General features: G+C 71.5%; 19 protein-coding genes. 3 read left to right on the top strand and 16 right to left on the bottom strand.

Annotated features, from left to right (window positions below):
• Positions 1–129 precede the first annotated feature (129 nt).
• The 14 genes from IE180_RS29060 to pgsA all read right to left on the bottom strand — a co-directional run bounded on the left by IE180_RS29060 (position 130) and on the right by pgsA (position 13,016).
• Positions 130–681 carry an adenine phosphoribosyltransferase gene (locus IE180_RS29060; protein ID WP_190159934.1) on the bottom strand — a complete coding sequence of 184 codons (552 nt, stop codon included), beginning with the start codon at positions 679–681 and terminating at the stop codon, positions 130–132.
• Positions 678–1,748, bottom strand: coding sequence for a protein translocase subunit SecF (secF, locus tag IE180_RS29055; protein WP_190159933.1), 1,071 nt, complete (start codon positions 1,746–1,748; stop codon positions 678–680). Before secF ends, IE180_RS29060 begins: the two co-directional genes overlap by 4 nt.
• 1 nt (position 1,749) lies before the next feature.
• Positions 1,750–3,510 carry a protein translocase subunit SecD gene (secD, locus tag IE180_RS29050; protein WP_190159932.1) on the bottom strand — a complete coding sequence of 587 codons (1,761 nt, stop codon included), beginning with the start codon at positions 3,508–3,510 and terminating at the stop codon, positions 1,750–1,752.
• Positions 3,511–3,655: 145 nt separating this feature from the next.
• A complete protein-coding gene (gene yajC / locus IE180_RS29045; RefSeq protein ID WP_190159931.1) occupies positions 3,656–4,123 on the bottom strand; it encodes a preprotein translocase subunit YajC in 468 nt (155 codons plus the stop codon).
• Positions 4,124–4,288: 165 nt separating this feature from the next.
• Complete coding sequence (gene ruvB, locus IE180_RS29040) at positions 4,289–5,368, bottom strand: Holliday junction branch migration DNA helicase RuvB (protein ID WP_190159930.1); 1,080 nt, start codon at positions 5,366–5,368, stop codon at positions 4,289–4,291.
• Positions 5,369–5,397: 29 nt separating this feature from the next.
• Entirely contained in the window at positions 5,398–6,030 is a 633-nt protein-coding gene (gene ruvA / locus IE180_RS29035) for a Holliday junction branch migration protein RuvA (RefSeq protein WP_190159929.1), read from the bottom strand.
• Complete coding sequence (gene ruvC / locus IE180_RS29030; RefSeq protein ID WP_190159928.1) at positions 6,027–6,590, bottom strand: crossover junction endodeoxyribonuclease RuvC; 564 nt, start codon at positions 6,588–6,590, stop codon at positions 6,027–6,029. The genes ruvA and ruvC overlap by 4 nt, the downstream gene beginning before the upstream one ends.
• A 109-nt stretch (positions 6,591–6,699) precedes the next feature.
• Positions 6,700–7,452: a YebC/PmpR family DNA-binding transcriptional regulator gene (locus IE180_RS29025; protein WP_190159927.1), complete on the bottom strand. Its 753-nt coding sequence runs from the start codon at positions 7,450–7,452 to the stop codon at positions 6,700–6,702.
• Positions 7,453–7,515: 63 nt separating this feature from the next.
• The gene (gene pdxT, locus IE180_RS29020; RefSeq protein WP_190159926.1) at positions 7,516–8,103 is read right to left on the bottom strand and encodes a pyridoxal 5'-phosphate synthase glutaminase subunit PdxT; all 588 of its coding nucleotides are present in this window, start codon (positions 8,101–8,103) and stop codon (positions 7,516–7,518) included.
• 6 nt (positions 8,104–8,109) lie between these two features.
• Entirely contained in the window at positions 8,110–9,024 is a 915-nt protein-coding gene (pdxS, locus tag IE180_RS29015) for a pyridoxal 5'-phosphate synthase lyase subunit PdxS (protein WP_184932491.1), read from the bottom strand.
• Positions 9,025–9,138: 114 nt separating this feature from the next.
• Positions 9,139–9,681, bottom strand: a complete 543-nt coding sequence (locus IE180_RS29010; RefSeq protein WP_190159925.1) for a hypothetical protein — start codon at positions 9,679–9,681, stop codon at positions 9,139–9,141.
• A 610-nt stretch (positions 9,682–10,291) separates the two neighbouring features.
• Positions 10,292–11,446, bottom strand: coding sequence for a glycosyltransferase family 4 protein (locus tag IE180_RS29005; protein WP_190159924.1), 1,155 nt, complete (start codon positions 11,444–11,446; stop codon positions 10,292–10,294).
• Positions 11,443–12,357, bottom strand: a complete 915-nt coding sequence (locus IE180_RS29000; protein WP_190159923.1) for a phosphatidylinositol mannoside acyltransferase — start codon at positions 12,355–12,357, stop codon at positions 11,443–11,445. Before IE180_RS29000 ends, IE180_RS29005 begins: the two co-directional genes overlap by 4 nt.
• The gene (pgsA, locus tag IE180_RS28995; protein WP_190159922.1) at positions 12,354–13,016 is read right to left on the bottom strand and encodes a phosphatidylinositol phosphate synthase; all 663 of its coding nucleotides are present in this window, start codon (positions 13,014–13,016) and stop codon (positions 12,354–12,356) included. The genes IE180_RS29000 and pgsA overlap by 4 nt, the downstream gene beginning before the upstream one ends.
• 281 nt (positions 13,017–13,297) lie before the next feature.
• Here pgsA and IE180_RS28990 point away from each other — a divergent pair, with 281 nt between their 5' ends.
• Positions 13,298–15,514, top strand: coding sequence for an elongation factor G-like protein EF-G2 (locus IE180_RS28990; protein ID WP_190159921.1), 2,217 nt, complete (start codon positions 13,298–13,300; stop codon positions 15,512–15,514).
• Positions 15,515–15,690: 176 nt separating this feature from the next.
• Complete coding sequence (locus tag IE180_RS28985) at positions 15,691–17,346, top strand: AbeC-like domain-containing protein (RefSeq protein WP_190159920.1); 1,656 nt, start codon at positions 15,691–15,693, stop codon at positions 17,344–17,346.
• Positions 17,347–17,373: 27 nt separating this feature from the next.
• Here IE180_RS28985 and IE180_RS28980 read toward each other — a convergent pair whose 3' ends face one another.
• A complete protein-coding gene (locus tag IE180_RS28980; protein ID WP_190159919.1) occupies positions 17,374–17,937 on the bottom strand; it encodes an HIT family protein in 564 nt (187 codons plus the stop codon).
• A gap of 65 nt (positions 17,938–18,002) precedes the next feature.
• On the opposite strand from IE180_RS28980, the gene IE180_RS28975 reads away from it, so the two are divergent.
• Entirely contained in the window at positions 18,003–18,689 is a 687-nt protein-coding gene (locus IE180_RS28975; protein ID WP_190159918.1) for a potassium channel family protein, read from the top strand.
• Positions 18,690–18,718: 29 nt separating this feature from the next.
• Here IE180_RS28975 and thrS read toward each other — a convergent pair whose 3' ends face one another.
• On the bottom strand, positions 18,719–20,695 hold the full coding sequence (gene thrS / locus IE180_RS28970) for a threonine--tRNA ligase (protein ID WP_190159917.1): 1,977 nt from the start codon (positions 20,693–20,695) through the stop codon (positions 18,719–18,721).
• Between the last annotated feature and the right edge of the window lie 134 nt (positions 20,696–20,829).

The following is a 20,829-nucleotide window of genomic DNA, read 5'->3' as shown; positions in this document are numbered from 1 at the left end:
GTGCTCACGCACCCGGGTTTCGGACGGCCTCCGACCGGGCAGCGCCTCGGGAACCGGGGTCGTCCAGGAGAACGCGGAGGGGCGCCCCGGGGATTCCCCGGAGCGCCCCGATCGGGGTGGTCCCCGATGTCAGACCGTGATCAGCGCCGTGAGCGGCGCGCCGTTCAGGGCGGGTTCCAGCCGGGCCCGGCCCGGGAGGAAGCCGAGTTCCATGAGGACGGCGACGCCCGCGACCTCGGCGCCCGCGCGGCGGATCAGCTCGATGGACGCCTCGGCCGTGCCGCCGGTGGCGAGGACGTCGTCGATGACCATGACGCGGTCGCCCGCCTCCAGGTCCTCGGCGTGCACCTCGATCTCGGCGGTGCCGTACTCCAGCTCGTACGCCTGGCGGAGCGTGGCCCCGGGGAGCTTGCCGGCCTTGCGGACCGGGATGAAGCCCAGGCCCGCGCGGACGGCCACCGGGGCGGCCAGGATGAAGCCGCGGGCCTCCAGGCCGACGATCTTCGTCGCGCCGTGCACGGTGCACAGCCCGGCGAGGGCGTCGGTGAGGGCCGTGAACGCCGCCGGGTCCGCGAGCAGCGGCGTGATGTCCTTGAACAGCACGCCCGGCTTCGGGTAGTCGGGGACGTCGCGGATGCGGCTGAGCAGGAGTTCGGTGACGTCCTGGGCCTGCGCGGTCATCCTCGGTGCTCCCGGGTGCTGCGGCGGCTCGCCCGGGGGCCCACGACGGCGGCCTCGGCGGACGGGTCGTCCGCCGCGTCCAGCGGCTCGCCCTTGGCGGCGGCGCTGGCGCGCTTGGCCAGGATCCGCTTCCTGAGCGCCTTGATCGACGGCTCGCGCTCCTTGAGGTCCGCCACGAGCGGGGTGGCGATGAAGATCGAGGAGTACGCACCGGCGGCGAGACCCACGAACAGCGACAGCGAGATGTCGTTGAGCATGCCGGCGCCGAGGACGCCGCCACCGATGAAGAGCAGGCCGGCGACCGGCAGCAGCGCGACGACGGTGGTGTTGATCGAACGGACCAGGGTGCCGTTGATCGAGCGGTTGGCCAGCTCGCTGTAGGTGAAGCGGGTCTGCTTCGTGATGTCCTTCGTCTGCTCCTTGAGGGAGTCGAAGACGACGACGGTGTCGTACAGCGAGTAACCGAGGATCGTCAGCAGACCGATGACCGTGCCGACGGTGACCTCGAAGCCGACCAGCGAGTAGATGCCCACCGTGATCGTGAGGTCGTGGATGAGGGCGACGAGCGCCGCGACCGCCATCCTCCACTCGAAGGCGATGGCCAGGTAGATCACCACGAGGATCATGAAGACCCCGAGGCCGGTCCAGGCCTTGTTCGCGATCTGCTCGCCCCAGCTGGGGCCGACGAGCTCGGCCGCGATCTTGGCCTCGGGGACGTTCAGGTCCTTGGCGAGCTCCTCGCGGACCTGGTCGGACTTGGCGGTGTCGAGGCCGCCGACCTGGATGCGCAGGGAGCCGCTGCCGAGCTCCTGGACGATCGCGTCGTGGCCGGAGGCCTTCTCCGCGTACTCCTGGGCCTGGCTGACGGAGACGGCGGTCTTCGGGGTGGTGAAGACGGCGCCGCCCTGGAACTCGATGCCCATGTTGAGGCCGCGGACGGCCAGGGCGACGATGGCGGTGATGGTGATCAGGATGGACAGGCCATACCAGATCTTGCGGTTGCCGATGAAGTCGTAACCGACCTCACCGCGGTGGAGTCGGGCGCCGAGATCGCCGAGCTTCGACATCTCACGCCTCCTTCGTGTCGACGGGGGCGTGGGTACGGCGGGCGCGGCGCAGCGGCGGCTTGGCGCCGAGCCGCTTCGGGTCCAGGCCGGACCACTTGTGGCCGTTGCCGAAGAACTTGGTCCGGGCGAGCAGCGTCATGACCGGCTTGGTGAAGAGGAACACCACGACGATGTCGAGCAGGGTGGTCAGGCCGAGCGTGAACGCGAAGCCCTGGACCTTGCCGACGGTGACGATGAACAGCACGGCCGCGGCCAGGAACGACACGAAGTCGGAGACCAGGATCGTGCGGCGGGCGCGCGGCCAGGCGCGCTCGACGGCCGGCCGGAGCGTGCGGCCCTCGCGGAGCTCGTCGCGGATGCGCTCGAAGTAGACGATGAACGAGTCCGCGGTGATGCCGATGGCGACGATGGCGCCGCAGACGGCCGGCAGGTTCAGCGCGAAGCCGATGGCCGGGCCGAGCAGGGCCATGAGCACGTAGGTGAGGAGCGCCGAGACGCCGAGGCTGAGGATGGCGATCAGCGACAGGCCGCGGTAGTAGGCGACCAGGTAGATGATGACCAGGCCGAGGCCGATGGCGCCGGCGAGGAGGCCCGCCTGCAGCTGGTCCCCGCCGAGCGCGGCGGTGACGGTGTCGACGCTCTGGGTCTGGAACGTGAGGGGCAGGGCACCGTAGGACAGGATGTTGCCGAGGTCCTGGGCGGTCTGCTGGTTGAAGCTGCCGGAGATCTCCGCGCTGGCGCTGAGGGTCTGGCGCACGGAGGGCGCCGAGACGACGTCGCCGTCCAGGACGATCGCGAAGCGGTTCTGCGGGTCGGTCTGCTGGGAGAGCTTGCTGGTGATCGACTGGAACTTCTTGGAGCCGCTGTCCGTGAAGTCCATGGTGACGATCCACATGCCGCGCTGCTGGTCGAAGACGCCCTTGGCGTCATCGACGTCCTTGCCGCTGACCTCGGCCGGGCCGAGGAGGTACTTCGACCAGACGCCCGGGTCGTCCTCGCCGCAGGCCACGGTGGGCTCGGAGGACTTGACGCCCTGGCCGGCGGCGGCGCGGGCCTTGGGGTCGAGGCAGTTCAGCGCGGTGAACTTCTGCTCCAGCGCCGCGGTCGCGGGGTCGGGCTTCGGGGTCGCCTGCGGGGTCCCGGTGGCCTTCGGCTTCCCGGAGGAGCTCGCGGTGGGCGTCGGGCTCGGGGCCTTGAGGGCCTCGGTGAGCGCGCGGCCCTGCGTGGAGGCGGTGGCCGTCGGCGTGGGCGACTTCTCACCCACCGTCGCACCGGAGGAGGCGGAGGCGGTCGGCTTCGGCGAGCCCGAGGGCTTGCCCGAAGGCGTGGCGCTCGGTGCCGTCTGCGGCGCGGCGGGCGCGACGGCGAGGACGGGCCGGAAGTAGAGCTGGGCGGTGGTGCCGACCTGCTCGCGGGCCTGCTTCTCGTTCGTCCCGCGAGGGATGTTGACGATGATGTTCTCGGCGCCCTGCGTCTGGACCTCGGCCTCGGAGACACCCAGACCGTTGACGCGGCGCTCGATGATGCCGACCGCCGTGTTCATGTTGGTCTCGTTGACCGCCGACTCCTGGCCGGGCTCGGCCTTCGCCTTGAGCGTGATCGACGTTCCGCCGGCGAGGTCGATGCCGAGGCGCGGGGTGGTGTGCCCCGACCAGAACATCCCGCCGGTGAGCGCGACCATGGCGATCAGGATGAGTGCCAGGGCGCGGCCCGGACGGCTCTGTCCCCCCGCCGGCCTTCGGCCCTTCTTCGGTGCTGCCACCTTGTCGTATCTCCCTGTCCAACCGCCTCACGCCGGGTATGCGCGAGACGGCCACGAAGTGTGTGTGGGGACCTGCCCCCGCAGACGTGGAACCGTTCCGGGGACCGTGCACGCCGGTGGGCGTGCGCGCGGCCCCCGGCCGCGACTACTTCGCGTCGGTCTCGCCGTCGGCCTTGCCGTCCTTCTGACCCTCGGCGTCGGTCTCGGCCGCGTCCGACTTCTTCGTGAGGTCGGCCTTCGGCGCGTCCTCGACGGTCTGGGTGTCCTCGGCGGTCTCGGTCAGCGAGGAGGCGTCGTCCGGGACGACGGTGCCGGCGTCCGACTCCTCGTCGTCGCCGTGGACGATCCGGTTGTACTCGGAGTCCTCGAGGACCGCGCCGATCGCGTTCTTGGCGTAGACCGCGTGCACGCCCGGCGCGACCTCCAGGAGAACGGTCTCGTCGCCGATCTCCTTGACGGTGGCGTACATCCCCCCGATCGTCCGTACGCCGGTGCCGGGCTGCATCTCGTTGCGCATCTGCGCCGCCGCCTGCTGCTTCTTCTTGGCAGAGCGGGTCATCAGGAACATGGCCCCGATGAGGACGATGAAGGGGAGGAGGGTCACGATGCTCACGGGACGGGTTTCCTTCGCACGGTCGCGGAGAACCCGCGGCCTGATCTTCGGGGGTGGGCGCGCCGACCAGAATGGGCGGCATCGGCGGAGTCTAGGCGAGTCCGCATCGATGGAACAACGTCCAGCATCGCACCGCGGTTCCGGTCCGGGCGAGTGTCCGCACCGTCACGCCCCGAAGAGCCCCTGTTGTCCCGTTCCCGTACCGCCCGGGCCCGCTGCCTGCGGCGGAACGAGCCCGAGGTGTGTCCACGCCGCCGGTGTGGCGACCCGGCCGCGGGGCGTCCGGGCCAGCAGCCCCTCCCGTACGAGGAAGGGTTCGGCGACCTCCTCGACGGTCTCGCGCTCCTCCCCCACGGCGACCGCGAGGGTGGACAGGCCGACCGGACCGCCGCCGAAGAGCTTGAGCAGGGCCTCCAGGACCGCCCGGTCGAGCCGGTCGAGGCCGCGGCTGTCCACCTCGTACACGCTGAGGGCCGCCTCCGAGACCTCCCGGGTGATCACTCCGTCGGCCCTGACCTGGGCGTAGTCGCGGACCCGGCGCAGCAGGCGGTTGGCGATGCGGGGCGTGCCGCGGGAGCGGCCGGCGATCTCGGCGGCGCCGTCGGGGTCGATCTCGACGTCGAGGAGTCCGGCGGAGCGGTGGATCACGCGTTCCAGTTCGGCGGGGTCGTAGAACTCCATGTGGGCGGTGAAGCCGAAGCGGTCGCGCAGCGGGGGCGGCAGGAGTCCGGCCCGGGTGGTGGCGCCGACCAGGGTGAAGGGCGGGAGTTCGAGCGGGATGGCGGTGGCGCCGGGGCCCTTGCCGACGATGACGTCGACCCGGAAGTCCTCCATCGCCATGTAGAGCATCTCCTCGGCGGGCCGGGACATGCGGTGGATCTCGTCGAGGAAGAGGATCTCGCCCTCCTGGAGGGAGGAGAGGATCGCGGCGAGGTCACCGGCGTGCTGGATGGCGGGGCCGGAGGTGATGCGGATCGGCGCGTTCATCTCGGCGGCGATGATCATCGAGAGGGTGGTCTTGCCGAGACCGGGGGCGCCGGAGAGCAGCACGTGGTCGGCGGTGGCGCCGCGCTGGCGGGCGGCCTTGAGGACCAGGTCGAGCTGCTGGCGGACCTTCTCCTGGCCGACGAACTCGCTGAGGTCCTTGGGGCGCAGGGCCGCCTCGACGGCCTGGTCGTCGCCCTCCGCGGAGGCGCCGACGATGCGCGCGTCCGGCTCGGCGGTGCTGTCGTCGTCCCAGTTCACGGTGATGGTCTTCCTTCGTACGGGGGAGGTCAGCGGGCCCGGTTGAGGGTCTGCAGGGCGGCGCGGAGCAGCTGCGGCACGGGGGCGGTGCCGGTCTCGGCGAGGGCGGCCTCGGCCTGCGGGGCGACGGCGCTGACGGCCTCCTCGGCCTCGCGGCTCGCGTAGCCGAGTCCGATCAGGGCGGCGGACAGCTGCTCGGTCCACGGCGCGGGGCCGGAGGCGGCGGCGCGCTGGGCGCCGACCGGTCCGCTGCCGCCCAGGGGGGCGCCGAGCTTGTCCTTCAGTTCGAGGAGGAGCTTCTGGGCGCCCTTCTTGCCGATGCCGGGGACGGCGGTGAGGGCCTTCTCGTCGCCGGTGGCGAAGGCGAGGCGCAGCGCGTCGGGGCTGTGCACCCCGAGCATGGCCTGGGCGAGGCGGGGGCCGACGCCGCTGGCGGTCTGGAGGAGCTCGAAGACCTGCCGCTCGTCGTCGTCGGCGAAGCCGTACAGGGTGAGGGAGTCCTCGCGGACGACGAGGGAGGTGGCGAGCCGGGCGTGCTCACCGAGGCGCAGACCGGCGACGGTGTTCGGGGTGCACTGGACGGCCATGCCCACTCCGCCGACCTCGACGACGACGGTCGTGGGGGCGAGGGCGGCCACGGGGCCGCTGACGAAGGCGATCATCGGGTTCGGCCTTTCACTGCGGAGGCGTGCCGGGCGGCGGCCTGCTGGAGACGGTTCTGGGCGGCGGCCTGCTGCAGGCGGTTCTGGGCGGGGGCCCGCCAGATGTGGCAGATGGCGAGGGCGAGGGCGTCGGCGGCGTCGGCCGGCTTGGGCGGGGCGGAGAGCCGGAGCAGTCGGGTCACCATGGCTCCGACCTGGGCCTTGTCGGCGCGGCCGCTGCCGGTGACGGCGGCCTTGACCTCGCTGGGGGTGTGCAGGGCGACGGGGATGCCGCGCCGGGAGGCACAGAGCATGGCGACCGCGCTGGCCTGGGCCGTGCCCATCACCGTACGCACGTTGTGCTGGCTGAACACCCGCTCCACGGCGACGAGTTCGGGCGAGAAGCGGTCGAGCCACTCCTCGATGCCGCGCTCGATGCCGACCAGGCGCATGCCGATGTCGTCGTCCGCCGCCGTGCGGACGACTCCGACGCCGAGCATGGTCAGGGGCCGGCCGGCGACGCCCTCGACGACGCCGACGCCGCAACGGGTCAGGCCGGGGTCCACCCCGAGTACGCGCACGCCGCTCCTCCCTGATCGCAAGTCTGTTTGTGCAGGCTATCGGCTGCCACTGACAACGCAGCGGGCCGACGGGGGTGTCCCGTCGGCCCGCTGCTCGAAAAGGTCGCGATCAGGCGTCGACCTTCTCCATGACCTCGTCGCTGACGTCGAAGTTGGCGAAGACGTTCTGCACGTCGTCGCTGTCCTCCAGGGCGTCGATCAGCTTGAACATCTTGCGCGCGCCCTCCTCGTCGAGCTCGACCTGCATGGTCGGGACGAAGCTGGACTCGGCCGAGTCGTAGTCGATGCCGGCCTCCTGGAGGGCGGTGCGGACCGCGACCAGGTCGGTGGCCTCGCTGACGACCTCGAAGGACTCGCCGAGGTCGTTGACCTCCTCGGCGCCCGCGTCGAGGACGACCTCGAGGACGTCGTCCTCGGACCGCTCGCCCTTGGGGAGCACGACGACGCCCTTGCGGTTGAACAGGTACGAGACGGAGCCCGGGTCGGCCATGGAGCCGCCGTTGCGGGTCATGGCGACGCGCACGTCCGAGGCGGCGCGGTTGCGGTTGTCGGTGAGGCACTCGATGAGCACCGCGACGCCGTTCGGGCCGTAGCCCTCGTACATGATCGTCTGGTAGTCGACGCCGCCGGCCTCCAGGCCGCCGCCGCGCTTGACCGCGGAGTCGATGTTCTTGTTCGGGACCGAGCTCTTCTTCGCCTTCTGGATGGCGTCGTAGAGCGTCGGGTTGCCGTCCGGGTCGGCGCCGCCGGTCCGGGCCGCGACCTCGATGTTCTTGATCAGCTTCGCGAAGAGCTTGCCGCGCTTGGCGTCGATCACGGCCTTCTTGTGCTTCGTCGTAGCCCATTTAGAGTGGCCGGACATCTGCCTGTCTCCTTCGCGTAACCAACTTCTTTAACGAACCCCAGAGATCCTACCGGGATCGTGTCACCGTTCGGCGCGCACCATGTCCACGAACAGCTCGTGGATGCGGTGGTCGCCGGTGAGCTCGGGGTGGAAGGAGGTGGCGAGGACACGGCCCTGGCGGACGGCGACGATGTGGCCGTCGTGCTCGGCGAGCACCTCGACCTGGGCGCCGACCGACTCCACCCACGGGGCGCGGATGAAGACGCCCTCGACGGGGGTGTCGATGCCCGCCACGGTGACGCCGGCCTCGAAGGACTCGTTCTGGCGACCGAAGGCGTTGCGGCGGACGATCATGTCGATGCCGCCGAAGGTCTCCTGGCCCGAGCGCGGGTCGAGGATCTTGTCGGCGAGCATGATCAGGCCGGCGCAGGTGCCGTAGACGGGCATGCCGCCCGCGATCCGCTCGCGCAGCGGCTCCATCAGGCCGAAGAGGGCGGCCAGCTTGGAGATGGTGGTGGACTCGCCGCCGGGGACGACCAGACCGTCGACCTCGGCGAGTTCCTCGGGGCGCCGGACCGGCCTGGCCACGGCGTCCGCCGCGGCCAGGGCGATCAGGTGCTCCCGTACGTCGCCCTGGAGGGCCAGGACACCGATCACGGGCGTGCTCATGGGTGCTTACCAGCCCCGGTTCGCGTAGCGCTCGGACTCGGGGAGGGTGTCGCAGTTGATGCCGACCATGGCCTCGCCCAGGTTGCGGGAGGCGTCCGCGATGACCTTCGGGTCGTCGTAGAAGGTGGTGGCCTTCACGATGGCGGCGGCGCGCTTGGCCGGGTCGCCCGACTTGAAGATGCCGGAGCCGACGAAGACGCCCTCGGCGCCGAGCTGGCGCATGAGCGCGGCGTCGGCGGGGGTGGCGACGCCACCGGCGGAGAACAGCACGACCGGCAGCTTGCCGAGCTCGGCGACCTCCTTGACGAGCTCGTACGGGGCGCGCAGCTCCTTGGCGGCGGCGAACAGCTCGTTGTTGTCGAAGCCGCGCAGCTTGGCGATCTCGTTCTTGATCTGGCGCAGGTGGCGGACGGCCTCGACGACGTTGCCGGTGCCGGCCTCGCCCTTGGAACGGATCATGGCCGCGCCCTCGGCGATGCGGCGCAGGGCCTCGCCCAGGTTGGTGGCACCACAGACGAAGGGGGTCGTGAAGGCCCACTTGTCGGAGTGGTTGATCTCGTCGGCCGGGGTCAGGACCTCGGACTCGTCGATGTAGTCGACACCGAGGGACTGCAGGACCTGGGCCTCGACGAAGTGGCCGATGCGGGACTTGGCCATGACCGGGATGGAGACCGCGCCGATGATCTCTTCGATCATGTTCGGGTCGGACATGCGGGCGACGCCGCCGTCCTTGCGGATGTCCGCGGGGACCCGCTCCAGGGCCATGACGGCCACGGCGCCGGCGTCCTCGGCGATCTTCGCCTGCTCGGCGTTGACCACGTCCATGATCACGCCGCCCTTGAGCTGCTCGGCCATGCCGCGCTTGACGCGCGCGGTGCCGGTCTCGGGGGACTGGAAGGTGGTGGAAGGCGTGGTGGACACGGATACCTCACTCGTGACAACGGGGGTTGACGACAAGACGAGGAAACAGTCCACCTGCGGTCCACATCAAGGGCCAATGTGGACCCGGTGGATCGTTTTCCCAGGCTACGAGCGTCAGGCCGGACGATCAGCAAGGGCCGCGGGCGGCTCATCGTCCATTTCGAAGGCCAAAGGGAAGGGCGCGTGGCCCGCGAGCCGGAACCAGCGGACCTTGCGGTGGCGACGCAGGGCGCGGGCCGCCCGGACGGCGTCGTTGTGGAAGCGGCGGGCCATCGGCACCCGGCGGACGGCCGCGGCCAGCTCCCCCGCGGCCTCCTCGCCACCGGGCGCCTCCCGTACGAGCTCCACCTGCTCGGGCTCGCCGAACACGGCCCGCAGCGCCTGGCTCAGCTCGCTCTCGGCGACCTCCCGCTGGTCCTCCTCCGCCTGCCGGGCCGCGTGCGCGGCCTCGTACAGCACGATCGAGGCGGCCGGGTCGAGGATGCCGGAGGTGGCGAGCTCCTGGGTGACCGAGGCCCGGCGCAGGAGCTGCGCGTCCAGGGCCGCGCGGGCGGCGTCGATGCGCGCGTGCAGGCGGTCGAGCCGTCCGGCGGTCCAGCTCAGATAGACGCCGATGAGGATCAGCGCGACGACGGTCCAGATCAGGGTTTCGGTCACGGGCGCACAGGCTACCGGGGCGGCGGCGGGGCACTTTCCCGAAGGTCGCGATCGGGGGCGAAGAGGACACGCGGGGGGTGGGGACGGCATCCGCCCCACGCGCCCCCGTTGCGGGCCGCGCCCGCCGGGCGGTGCCCGCCCCCCGTTGTGGGCAGTCGTTCCGCTGGGGCGAGGGGGGTCCCCCCTGCTCGAGCGAAGCCGAGAGCTCGGGGGAGGGTGGGCACAACGGACGGCGCCCTTGCCGGCGCCCGAGGCTCCCGCGCCCGGACCCGCACCGACGGGCACGGCGCACACGGGGTGCGGGTCCAGGCCCGGAACGCGGAGGCGCCACTGAGGGCGCCGTCCCGTGTGCCCACCCGTCCCGCCCCAGCGGGACGATTGCCCACACGGAGGTGCGGGAGGGACACCGCCCCGCAGGGCGCGGGCCCGCACGGGCAGGGGGAGCCGCCCGGCCGGTGCCCGCACGCCGAGGGCCTACGGGCCCGGCCGGTGCCCGCACGCCGAGGGCCTACGGGTCCAATCGGTGCCTGCACGCCGAGGGCCTACAGGTCCAATCGGTGTCCGCACGCCGAGGGCCTACAGGTACGGCCGGTGCCCGCACGCCGAGGGGCTACAGGCGCAGGCGCGCCCGCAGGCCCGGGGGGCGTTCGTCCGTGTCGACCGCCGCCGCCCCGTCCGTCACCGTCTCGTACACGGCGAGGATGTCCGCCCCCACCGTCGACCAGTCGAAGCGGCGCACGTGCGCCGACCCCCGGGCGCTCAGTTCCGCGCGCCGCCCCCGGTCCCCGAGGAGCGCGATCGCCGCGTCCGCGAGCGCGTCGGCGTCCTCGTTGGCGAAGAGCTCGCCCGCCGCCCCCTGGTCGAGGACCTGCGCGAAGGCGTCGAGGTCGGAGGCGAGGACGGGCGCGCCGGCGGACAGCGCCTCGACGAGGATGATGCCGAAGCTCTCGCCGCCGGTGTTGGGCGCCACGTACACGTCGACGCTGCGCAGCAACCGCGCCTTGTCCTCGTCGCTGACCATGCCGAGGAACTCCACCCGGGAGCGCATCTCGGCGGGCAGCGAGGCCACGGCCTCCTCCTCGTCGCCGCGTCCGGCGACCAGGAGCCGGGCGCCGGGGCGCTCGGTGAGGATCCGGGGCAGCGCCTTCATCAGGACCGGCAGGCCCTTGCGCGGCTCGTCGATGCGGCCGATGAAGCCGAGGGTCTCGCCCTGCCACTCCTTCTTCGGTTCGGCGCGGGCGAAGAAGTCGACGTCGACGCCGTTGGGGATGACGACCGCGTCGCCGCCGAGGTGCTCGACGAGCGTGCGCCGCGCGTACTCGCTGACCGCGATGCGGGCGCTGATCTTCTCCAGGGCGGGCTGGAGGATCGGATACGCGGCGATCATGGCCCGCGAGCGCGGGTTCGAGGTGTGGAAGGTGGCCACGATCGGCCCCTGCGCCGCCCAGCAGGTGAGCAGTCCGAGCGAGGGCGAGGTCGGCTCGTGGATGTGGACGACGTCGAAGGTGCCGTCGTGCAGCCAGCGGCGGGCCCGCGCGGCGGAGAGGAAGCCGAAGCTGAGCCGGGCCACCGAGCCGTTGTAGGACACGGGTACGGCGCGGCCCGCGGAGACGACGTACGGCGGCAGCGGGGTGTCGTCGTCGGCGGGGGCGAGGACGGAGACCTCGTGGCCGAGGCGGACGAGGTGCTCGGCGAGGTCCCGGATGTGGAACTGGACGCCGCCGGGCACGTCCCAGGAGTACGGGCAGACGATCCCGATCTTCACGCGCCCGGTCCCTCCCGCTCGTCCAGGTCCGAGAGCCACAGTCGTTGCAGCATGTGCCAGTCCTCCGGGTGGTCCGCGATGCCGTCGGCGAACGCGTCGGCGAGCGCCTGTGTCATGACGGAGGTCTTCTCGGCCCGCGTACCCGAATCGGGTACGTCGACGGGCGGGTGGATGCGCCCCTTCATGACGGTCGTGTCGTCGTACCAGAGCGTCACGGGCAGCAGCAGCGCGCCCGTCTGCTGGGCGAGGATCGCCGGGCCGGCCGGCATCCGCGCCCTGTCCCCGAAGAACGTGACCTCGGTGCCGGAGGCCGACAGGTCGCGGTCGGCGACCAGGCAGACCAGGCCGCCGGCCCGCAGCCGGCGCGCGAGCGTGCCGAAGGCGGAGCCGCCGGTGTGCGGCAGGACCTCCATGCCGAGGGACTCGCGGTAGGCGACGAACCGGTCGTACAGCGACTCGGGCTTGAGCCGCTCGGCGACCGTCGTGAACGGCACGCCGAGCGAGCGGGTCACCCAGACGCCCGCGAGGTCCCAGTTGGCCAGGTGCGGCAGGGCGAGGACGACGCCCCGCCCGGAGGCGAGGCCGTCCTCCAGGTGGTGGCGGTCCTTGATGTCGATGGACCGCTCGACCCGCTCCTTGCTCCAGGTCGGCAGCCGGAAGGACTCCATCCAGTACCGCATGTACGAGCGCATGCCGGCCTTCGACAGCTCGGCGAGCCGCTCGGGCGTGGCGTCCGGCACCACGCGCGCGAGGTTGGACTCCAGGCGCAGGACGCTCTTGCCGCGCCGCTTCCACGCGAGGTCGGCGATCCGTCGGCCGAGGCCCGTCGCCACCGGCTCCGGCAGCTTCTTCACGGTCGCCCATCCGGCGCCGTACAGCCCGTCGCTCAGGCGTTCCTTCAGGGTGCTCACGAGGCCGCCCCGCCGCCCCCGGCCGCGGCGGCGTCCGCCTCGGCCGATTCCCGGCGCACGGTCACGACGCGCTGGCCCAGGGTGACGGCGCTGCCGGCGGCCACGATCCACAGGGCGATCGGGAGCAGGACCTCGACGCCGGGCACGCCGAACGCGTGGAGTCCGGCGAGGCCCGCGGCGACCAGCGAGATCACCAGGCGCTCGGCGCGCTCGACGAGGCCGTTCACGGCGACGGGCAGGCCGATCGATTCTCCTCGGGCCTTGGTGTACGAGACGACCTGGCCGCTCGCCAGGCAGAAGATCGCCACCGCGCACAGGACGTCGTCGTCGCCCTTGCCCGCGTACCAGAGCGCGAAGCCGCCGAAGATCGCGCTGTCGGCGACCCGGTCGAGCGTCGAGTCGAGGAAGGCGCCCCAGCGGCTGGAGATCCCCGCCTGCCGGGCCATGTTGCCGTCGACGAGGTCGGAGAAGACGAACAGGGTGATGACGATCGTGCCCCAGAAGAACTCTCCGCGGGGGAAGAAGACCAGCGCACCGGCCACCACCCCCGCCGTGCCGATGAGCGTGACCGCGTCGGGGCTGACGCCCCGCCGGAGCAGAAACGCGGCGAACGGTGTGAGGACACGCGTGAAAAAGGCACGCGCGTACTTGTTCAGCATGGCCTTCCCGAGGTTCGGTGGGCCGCGCGGCCCCTACGACCACCGGCTCGCCCATCGTAGCCACGCGCGTCCCGGCGCACCGGCGGGCACCCGCCCCGTCGCGTCGGCGTCCCGCCGACGTCCCTCCGGGGGGTCGCCGGCGTGTACGACGTATGGACGCTTCCCGACGTCGGTGCAAAGCTCGAAGGACCACCGCGGGCACCGCAGGAGCCGTACCGCGACACACCACTCCCCCGCGCCCGCGTCCCGCCGCATCGTGCGAGCAGTCGGGAGGAAACATCATGGGCGACAAGGCGAAGACCCCCACCGGAGCCGCCGGCAGGGCTCCTACGGCCGACCGGCCCTCGGCCGTGCGGAACGTGGTGCTGGTCGGCCACAGCGGATCGGGCAAGACGACCCTCGTCGAGGCCCTGGCACAGACCGCCGGAGCGGTCAACCGGGCCGGGCGGGTCGAGGACGGCGGCACCGTCTCGGACTACGACGAGATCGAGCACCGCCAGCAGCGGTCCGTGCAGCTCTCCCTCGTCCCGGTCGGCTGGGACGGATACAAGATCAATCTCCTCGACACCCCCGGATACGCCGACTTCGTCGGGGAGCTGCGGGCCGGTCTGCGCGCGGCGGACGCGGCCCTCTTCGTCGTCTCGGCGGCCCAGGAGGCCGACGCCGTCGCCGCCTCCACCCGCATGATCTGGGAGGAGTGCGCCGCCGTCGGGATGCCCCGCGCCATCGTCGTCACCCACCTCGACACCGCGCGCACCGACTTCACCGAGCTCACCGCGGTCTGCGCCGAACTCTTCGGCCGGGACGACCCCGACGCCGTCCTCCCCCTCTACCTGCCGGTGCGCGGCGCCGAGGGAGCCGACGGGCACGCGCCGGTCACCGGCCTGGTCGGTCTGCTCTCGGAGCGGATCTTCGACTACTCCTCGGGAGAACGCCGGGAGGCCCCGCCCGACGAGGCGCAGCGGGAACTCATCGCGGAGGCCCGCGCCCGGCTCATCGAGGGGATCATCGCCGAGAGCGAGGACGAGACCCTCATGGACCGCTACCTCGGCGGCGAGGAGATCGACCTGAAGACCCTCGTCGACGACCTGGAGAAGGCCGTCGCCCGGGGCGCCTTCCACCCGGTGCTCGCCGCCGCCCCCGCCGCCGGCGGCGGGACGCAGGGCCTCGGCACCCTCGAACTCCTGGAGCTGATCACGGGCGGCTTCCCCTCCCCCCTGGAGCACGAGGCGCCCACCGTCACCACCCCCGACGGCCGCCCCCGTCCCCCGCTCACCTGCGACCCCGAGGGGCCGCTGGTCGCCGAGGTCGTCAAGACGGCCGCCGACCCCTACGTGGGCCGGATCTCCCTGGTCCGGGTCTTCTCCGGCACCCTGCGCCCCGACGAGACCGTGCACGTCTCCGGTCACGGCCTCGCGGACCGGTCCCACGACGGCCACGACCTCCACGAGGCGGACGAGCGGATCGGCGGGCTCACCTCCCCCTTCGGCAGGCAGCAGCGCCCGCTCGCGGAGTGCATCGCCGGCGACCTCGCCTGTGTCGCCCGGCTCGGCCACGCCGAGACCGGTGACACCGTCTCCGCCAAGGACGATCCGCTCCTGATGGAGCCGTGGACCATGCCGGAGCCGCTGCTGCCGCTGGCCGTCCAGGCCCACGGCAAGGCCGACGAGGACCGGCTCTCGCAGGGGCTCGCCCGGCTCGTCGCCGAGGACCCGACCCTGCGGCTCGAACAGAACCAGGACACCCGGCAGGTGGTGCTGTGGTGCCTGGGCGAGGCCCATCAGGACGTCGCCCTGGAGCGTCTGCGCGGACGGTACGGCGTGCAGGTCGACGCCGTGCCGTACAAGGTGGCGCTGCGCGAGACCTTCGGGAGCGCCGCCTCGGGCCGGGGCCGGCACGTCAAGCAGTCCGGCGGCCACGGCCAGTACGCCATCTGCGAGATCGACGTGGAGCCGCTGCCGCCGGGCAGCGGCATCGAGTTCGTCGACAAGGTGGTCGGCGGGGCCGTCCCGCGCCAGTTCGTCCCCTCCGTCGAGAAGGGGATACGGGCGCAGGCGGCGCGCGGGCTCGCCACCGGTCATCCGCTCGTCGACATCCGGGTCACCCTGCGGGACGGGAAGGCCCACTCGGTGGACTCCTCGGACGCCGCCTTCCAGACCGCCGGGGCGCTCGCGCTGCGCGAGGCGGCCGCCGACGTGCCCGTCCAGCTCCTCGAACCGGTCGCCCAGGTCGACGTCCTCGTCCCGGACGAGTACGTCGGGCCGGTCATGAGCGACCTGTCGGGGCGGCGCGGCCGGGTGGTCGGAACCGACCAGGCCGGTCCCGGGCGGACCGTGGTCAGGGCCGAGGTGCCGGAGATCGAGATCGGGCGGTACGCGATCGACCTGCGTTCGATCGCGCACGGCACCGGCCGGTTCGACCGCGTCTACGCCCGGCACGAGCCGATGCCGCCGCAGCTGGCGGCAAAAGTTCGCGAACGGGCTGAAAACGTCTCTTAGTTGACGGAACGCCAGAGAAGCACGTCCGCCCGGCGGCTGCCGGGCGGACGTCATTCGGCCGACGACATCCACAGGCCGTGACGCATCCGGCCGTCCCCGGTTACGCTGTGGTGCCCAGCTCAGAAGGTGTGCGGGGGGCGGCAGTTGGGAACAGCCCGCACAGGTACTCGCTCGCGATGGGGGCGGCAGTGGCGATCAACGCTTTCGGACCGGGGGCCCAGATCCCCCTCCAGAACTCGGGGGGCGGCACGGGCGCGACGAACGCGCTCGCGTCCGCCGCGTACCGGGACAGCCCCCTCAAGACGATCAAGGAAGCCGACAACGAGCTCTACAAGACCACGGTCAAGGAAGGGAAGTGGGGGCTCTTCAGCCCCGACCTCGGCGAGGCCTTCTGCCGGGCGGTCCAGGTCCGCATGCTCGGCGGCGCCCGCAAGGCCCTGATCCAGTCCTTCGGGGCCGAGCCGCAGCCGGTGGTCGAACACTGCCTCGCCGCCTCCCACCTGCGCAGGCAGCGGGACGTCAAGCTGACCCTGGTCACCTTCTTCTGCGGCGTCCTCTTCCTGCCCGGACTCCTGCTCTGGCTCGGCGTCATCCAGCTCCGCCGCCTCGTCGCCGGCTCCGAGAACAAGCGGAACAGCGCCCTCGGCACCGCCCTCCTGTGGGCCGCCGGGCTCTTCGCGGCGCTCGTCCTGGTCAAGCTGCCCTTCGACGGGATCCTGCCGAACTACCTGCGCGCGATGGTCGTCGCCCCGGTCGTCGGCTGGTACCTCGCGAGCCGGATCTGTCTGAACGCCGCGATCGACCTGCGCGAGCGCTGGTCCGGTCTGCTCGGCGGCGGTGGAATCGGCCCGTACGTCCCCAAGTCCGTCCCCCAGGACCCGAGCGAGAAGGAGGCGGAGACCCTCCGGCTCAACCTGGAGAAGCTCTCCGCGGAGCAGCAGTCGAACATCGTCTTCTACGCCGGCACCAAGGGGATCCTCGGTCTGGGCACCCGATGGGGCAGCTGGACGCTCGCCGAGGAGCTGGCCCCCCAGCCCGGCCGGGAGATCCACGCCTTCCGCGCCTGGGACGTCATCCGCAAGATCCACGACGAGCTGACGCTCCTGGAGCGCGGCTCCCTGAAGACCGGCTTCCCCAAGCCGACCGTCAAGCACTGGATCGTCTCCCCGGTCGGCGAGGGCGCCGACGAGGTCACCCGCCCCGAGGGCGACGACATCGTCCACTACCAGGTCAAGCCGCACGAGATACAGCGCATCTGCAACGACCAGCAGTTCGGCGCGGGCAACCGTCACTACCTCGGCGTGCAGTTCACGCTCTGGGACGGGAACCTCGTCCTCACCATGATGGTCACCGTCACCTCGCTCCACCACACCCTCCGGATCGAGGTCACCGGCCACGCCCTCGGCCCCGTCCACGGCCTCTTCACCACGAAGCCGAAGACGAAGACGAGGGAGGTCTCCAAGACCGTCCGCTTCTGGGAGACGAAGGAGATCCAGCAGCCGCTGCTCACGACCAACGACATCGTGCGGCTCGCGGTGCGCGCCCCGCTCACCTGGTACCCGCCGGTCCTGGAGTTCCTCGGCGGCAAGATGACCCTGCCCGAGCCGTTCGGCCTGCGGCACGTCTGGGCCGGGCCGCTCTGGAAGAACCGCTTCATGGCCGACGACGCCATCCGCATGGCCACGCCCGTGCTCCGGGCCGTCCACGCCGCCGCGCTCAAGGTGCTCGACGAGCACAACGTGGACACGGAGCGCTTCGCCGCCCGCTCGCTGTTCCTCAGCGGCAACGTCCAGGACCCGGGTCCGAAGAAGGCCGACGTCTACGAAGCCTGACCCGGGTCCTCCACGGCGCTCAGCGCCTCACAGGGCGGCCGGCCAGGAGTCGGCCAGCATCTTCCGGGTGTCGGCGAGCAGCTGGGGCAGCACCTTGGTGTGGCCGACGACCGGCATGAAGTTGGTGTCCCCGCCCCAGCGGGGCACCACGTGCTGGTGCAGGTGCGCGGCGATGCCGGCGCCGGCGACGGCACCCTGGTTCATGCCGATGTTGAAGCCGTGCGCACCGGACGCCGCCCGCAGCGCGACCATCGCGCGCTTGGTGAAGGCGGCGAGCTCGACCGTCTCCGCCTCGTCGAGGTCGGTGTAGTCGGCGACGTGGCGGTACGGGACGACCATCAGGTGACCGCCGTTGTACGGGTAGAGGTTGAGCACCGCGTACACGCTCTGACCGCGCGCGATCACCAGACCGTCCTCGTCCGACTTCGACGGGATCACGCAGAACGGGCAACCGTCCTCGGACCCCGGCCCGGTCGGCTTGTTCTCGCCCTGGATGTACGCCATCCGGTGAGGCGTCCACAGGCGCTGGAACGCGTCCTGCGTCCCCACTCCGATCTGCTGCTCCGGCTCAGTCGTCATGCTGAGCAGCATATTGCGTCGTCCGTTCGGAACGTGTCGCCGGGGCGGAAGATCCATCCGGCGGCCATGCTGATCCGATGAGAGACAGGCCGCCGATCCCGCCCGCGCAGGAGCGCTGGGACCGTGGGATGGAGACCCCGCTGACGGTGACGTCCCTGGTCTACCTCGCCGCCTACGCGGTACGGATCCTGGGCCACGGTCTGTCCGGGGCCGTGCTCGACCTGTGTCTCGCGCTGACGTACGCCTCCTGGGCGGTCTTCATCGTCGACTATGTCGTACGGGTCAGGCTGAGCGGTCTCGGACTGTTCCGCTTCGTACGCCACCACTTCCTCGACACGGCGGCGGTGATCCTGCCGCTGCTGCGCCCGCTGCGGGTGGTGAGCGTCTACGACCGGGTGCAGCGGCGCCGCGACAAGCCCAGGCTCACGCTCTACGCCCGGGTCATGGCGTACGCGGGAATGACGGCGGGCCTGCTCGGCTTCGCGGGAGCGCTGACCGTCTACCAGTTCGAGTACGACGCTCCCGGCGCGACGATCCGCACCTTCGGGGACGCGGCGTGGTGGGCGTGCGCGACCCTGGCGACGGTGGGATACGGCGACGTGACTCCGGTGACGCCGATGGGGCGTCTCACGGCGGTGGGCATGATGGGCGTCGGCCTGGCCCTGCTCGGCGCGGTGACGGGTTCCTTCTCGTCCTGGCTGATCCAGGCCTTCACGCGGGAGGACGAGAAGAGGCCCCCGGGGGATTTCCCGGGGGCCTCCTGAGCGGCTCAGGTCATCGGACGCCCAGGTCGTCAGACCTGGACGCGGTCCTCGACGACCTTGGCGAGCTTGGCGATCGCCTCGTCGACGGGGATGCCGTTCTCCTGCGAACCGTCGCGGTAGCGGAAGGAGACGGCACCGGCGGCCATGTCCTCGTCGCCCGCGATGATCATGAACGGGACCTTCTGCTTCTGGGCGTTCCGGATCTTCTTCTGCATCCGGTCCGAGGAGGAGTCGACCTCCACCCGCAGGCCCTGCTTCTTCGCCTTGGCGGCGAACTCGTGCAGGTAGTCGACGTGCGCGTCACCGATCGGGATGCCGGTCGCCTGCACCGGGGCCAGCCACGGCGGCATCGCGCCCGCGTAGTGCTCCAGGAGCACGGCGAAGAAGCGCTCGATCGAGCCGAACAGCGCGCGGTGGATCATGACCGGGCGCTGCTTGGTGCCGTCCGGCGCGGTGTACTCCAGGTCGAAGCGCTCCGGCAGGTTGAAGTCGAGCTGCACGGTCGACATCTGCCAGGTGCGGCCGATGGCGTCCCGCGCCTGCACCGAGATCTTCGGGCCGTAGAAGGCGGCGCCGCCCGGGTCGGGGGTCAGCGGGAGGCCCTGCTTCTCGGCGACCTGCTGGAGGACCGCGGTGGCCTCCTCCCACACCTCGTCGGAGCCGACGAACTTCTCCGGGTCCTTGGTCGACAGCTCCAGGTAGAAGTCGGTCAGACCGTAGTCGCGGAGCAGGTTGAGGACGAAGGTCAGGGTGCGGTCGAGCTCGTCCGCCATCTGCTCGCGGGTGCAGTAGATGTGCGCGTCGTCCTGGGTGAAGCCACGGGCCCGGGTGAGGCCGTGGACGACGCCGGACTTCTCGTACCGGTACACGGTGCCGAACTCGAACAGGCGCAGCGGCAGCTCACGGTAGGAGCGCCCGCGCGCGTCGAAGATCAGGTTGTGCATCGGGCAGTTCATGGGCTTGAGGTAGTAGTCCACGCCCTCGTCGAGCTGCATGGGGGGGTACATGCCCTCGGCGTACCAGTCCAGGTGGCCGGACTTCTCGAACAGCTTGCCCTTGGTGGCGTGCGGCGAGTAGACGAACTCGTAGCCCTCCTCCTCGTGGCGCTTGCGCGAGTAGTCCTCCATGACCCGGCGGATGATGCCGCCCTTGGGGTGGAAGACCGCGAGGCCGGAGCCGATCTCGTCCGGGACGGAGAAGAGGTCGAGCTCGTTGCCCAGCTTGCGGTGGTCGCGCTTCTCCGCCTCGGCCAGGAAGTCGAGGTGCGCCTTCAGCTCGTCCTTCGACGGCCAGGCGGTGCCGTAGATGCGCTGGAGCATCGGGTTCTTCTCGCTGCCGCGCCAGTAGGCGGCCGCATTGCGCATCAGCTTGAACGCCGGGATGTTCCGGGTGGTCGGCAGGTGCGGACCGCGGCAGAGGTCCTTCCAGCACAGCTCGCCGGTCTTGGCGTCGAGGTTGTCGTAGATGGTCAGCTCGCCGCCGCCCACCTCGACGTTCGCGCCGTCGTCGGTCGACGCGGAGCCCTTGATGCCGATGAGCTCCAGCTTGTACGGCTCGTCCGCCAGCTCCTCGCGGGCGGCCTCGTCGGTCACCACGCGGCGGGCGAAGCGCTGGCCGCGCTTCTGGATCTCCTGCATCTTCTTCTCGATGACCTTGAGGTCCTCGGGGGTGAAGGGCTTCTCGACGTCGAAGTCGTAGTAGAAGCCGTCCCGGACCGGCGGGCCGATGCCCAGCTTGGCCTCGGGGAAGAGCTCCTGCACGGCCTGGGCCATGACGTGCGCGGTCGAGTGGCGCAGGATGTCGAGACCGTCCGGGGAGGAGATCTCGACGCCCTCGACGACATCGCCGTCGCGGAGCTCGTACGACAGGTCCTTCAGCTCGCCGCCCACGCGGGCGGCGATGACGGTGCGGTCGTCGGCGAACAGGGCGCCGGCGGTGGTGCCCGCGCTCACCGCCCTCTCCTCCGGTTCCGAGGCGGACTGGACGGTCACACGGACATCAGACACGGGTGCTCCATACATAAGGGCGCGGACAGACACGAGGTGCCGGCGCCGGCGACGCGCGGCAGAGACGAGGTGCCGCGTCGTCACCGATCCTACCGAGCGGTCCGCACCGCCCGCGAAACGGTTTCCCGGCCCGG

Source organism: Streptomyces litmocidini, assembly GCF_014649755.1.
In the GTDB taxonomy this organism is placed as follows: Bacteria; Actinomycetota; Actinomycetes; order Streptomycetales; family Streptomycetaceae; genus Streptomyces; species Streptomyces litmocidini.
Note: the sequence above shows the minus strand (reverse complement) of the source record. Positions and strands in the feature narration are given on the sequence as shown.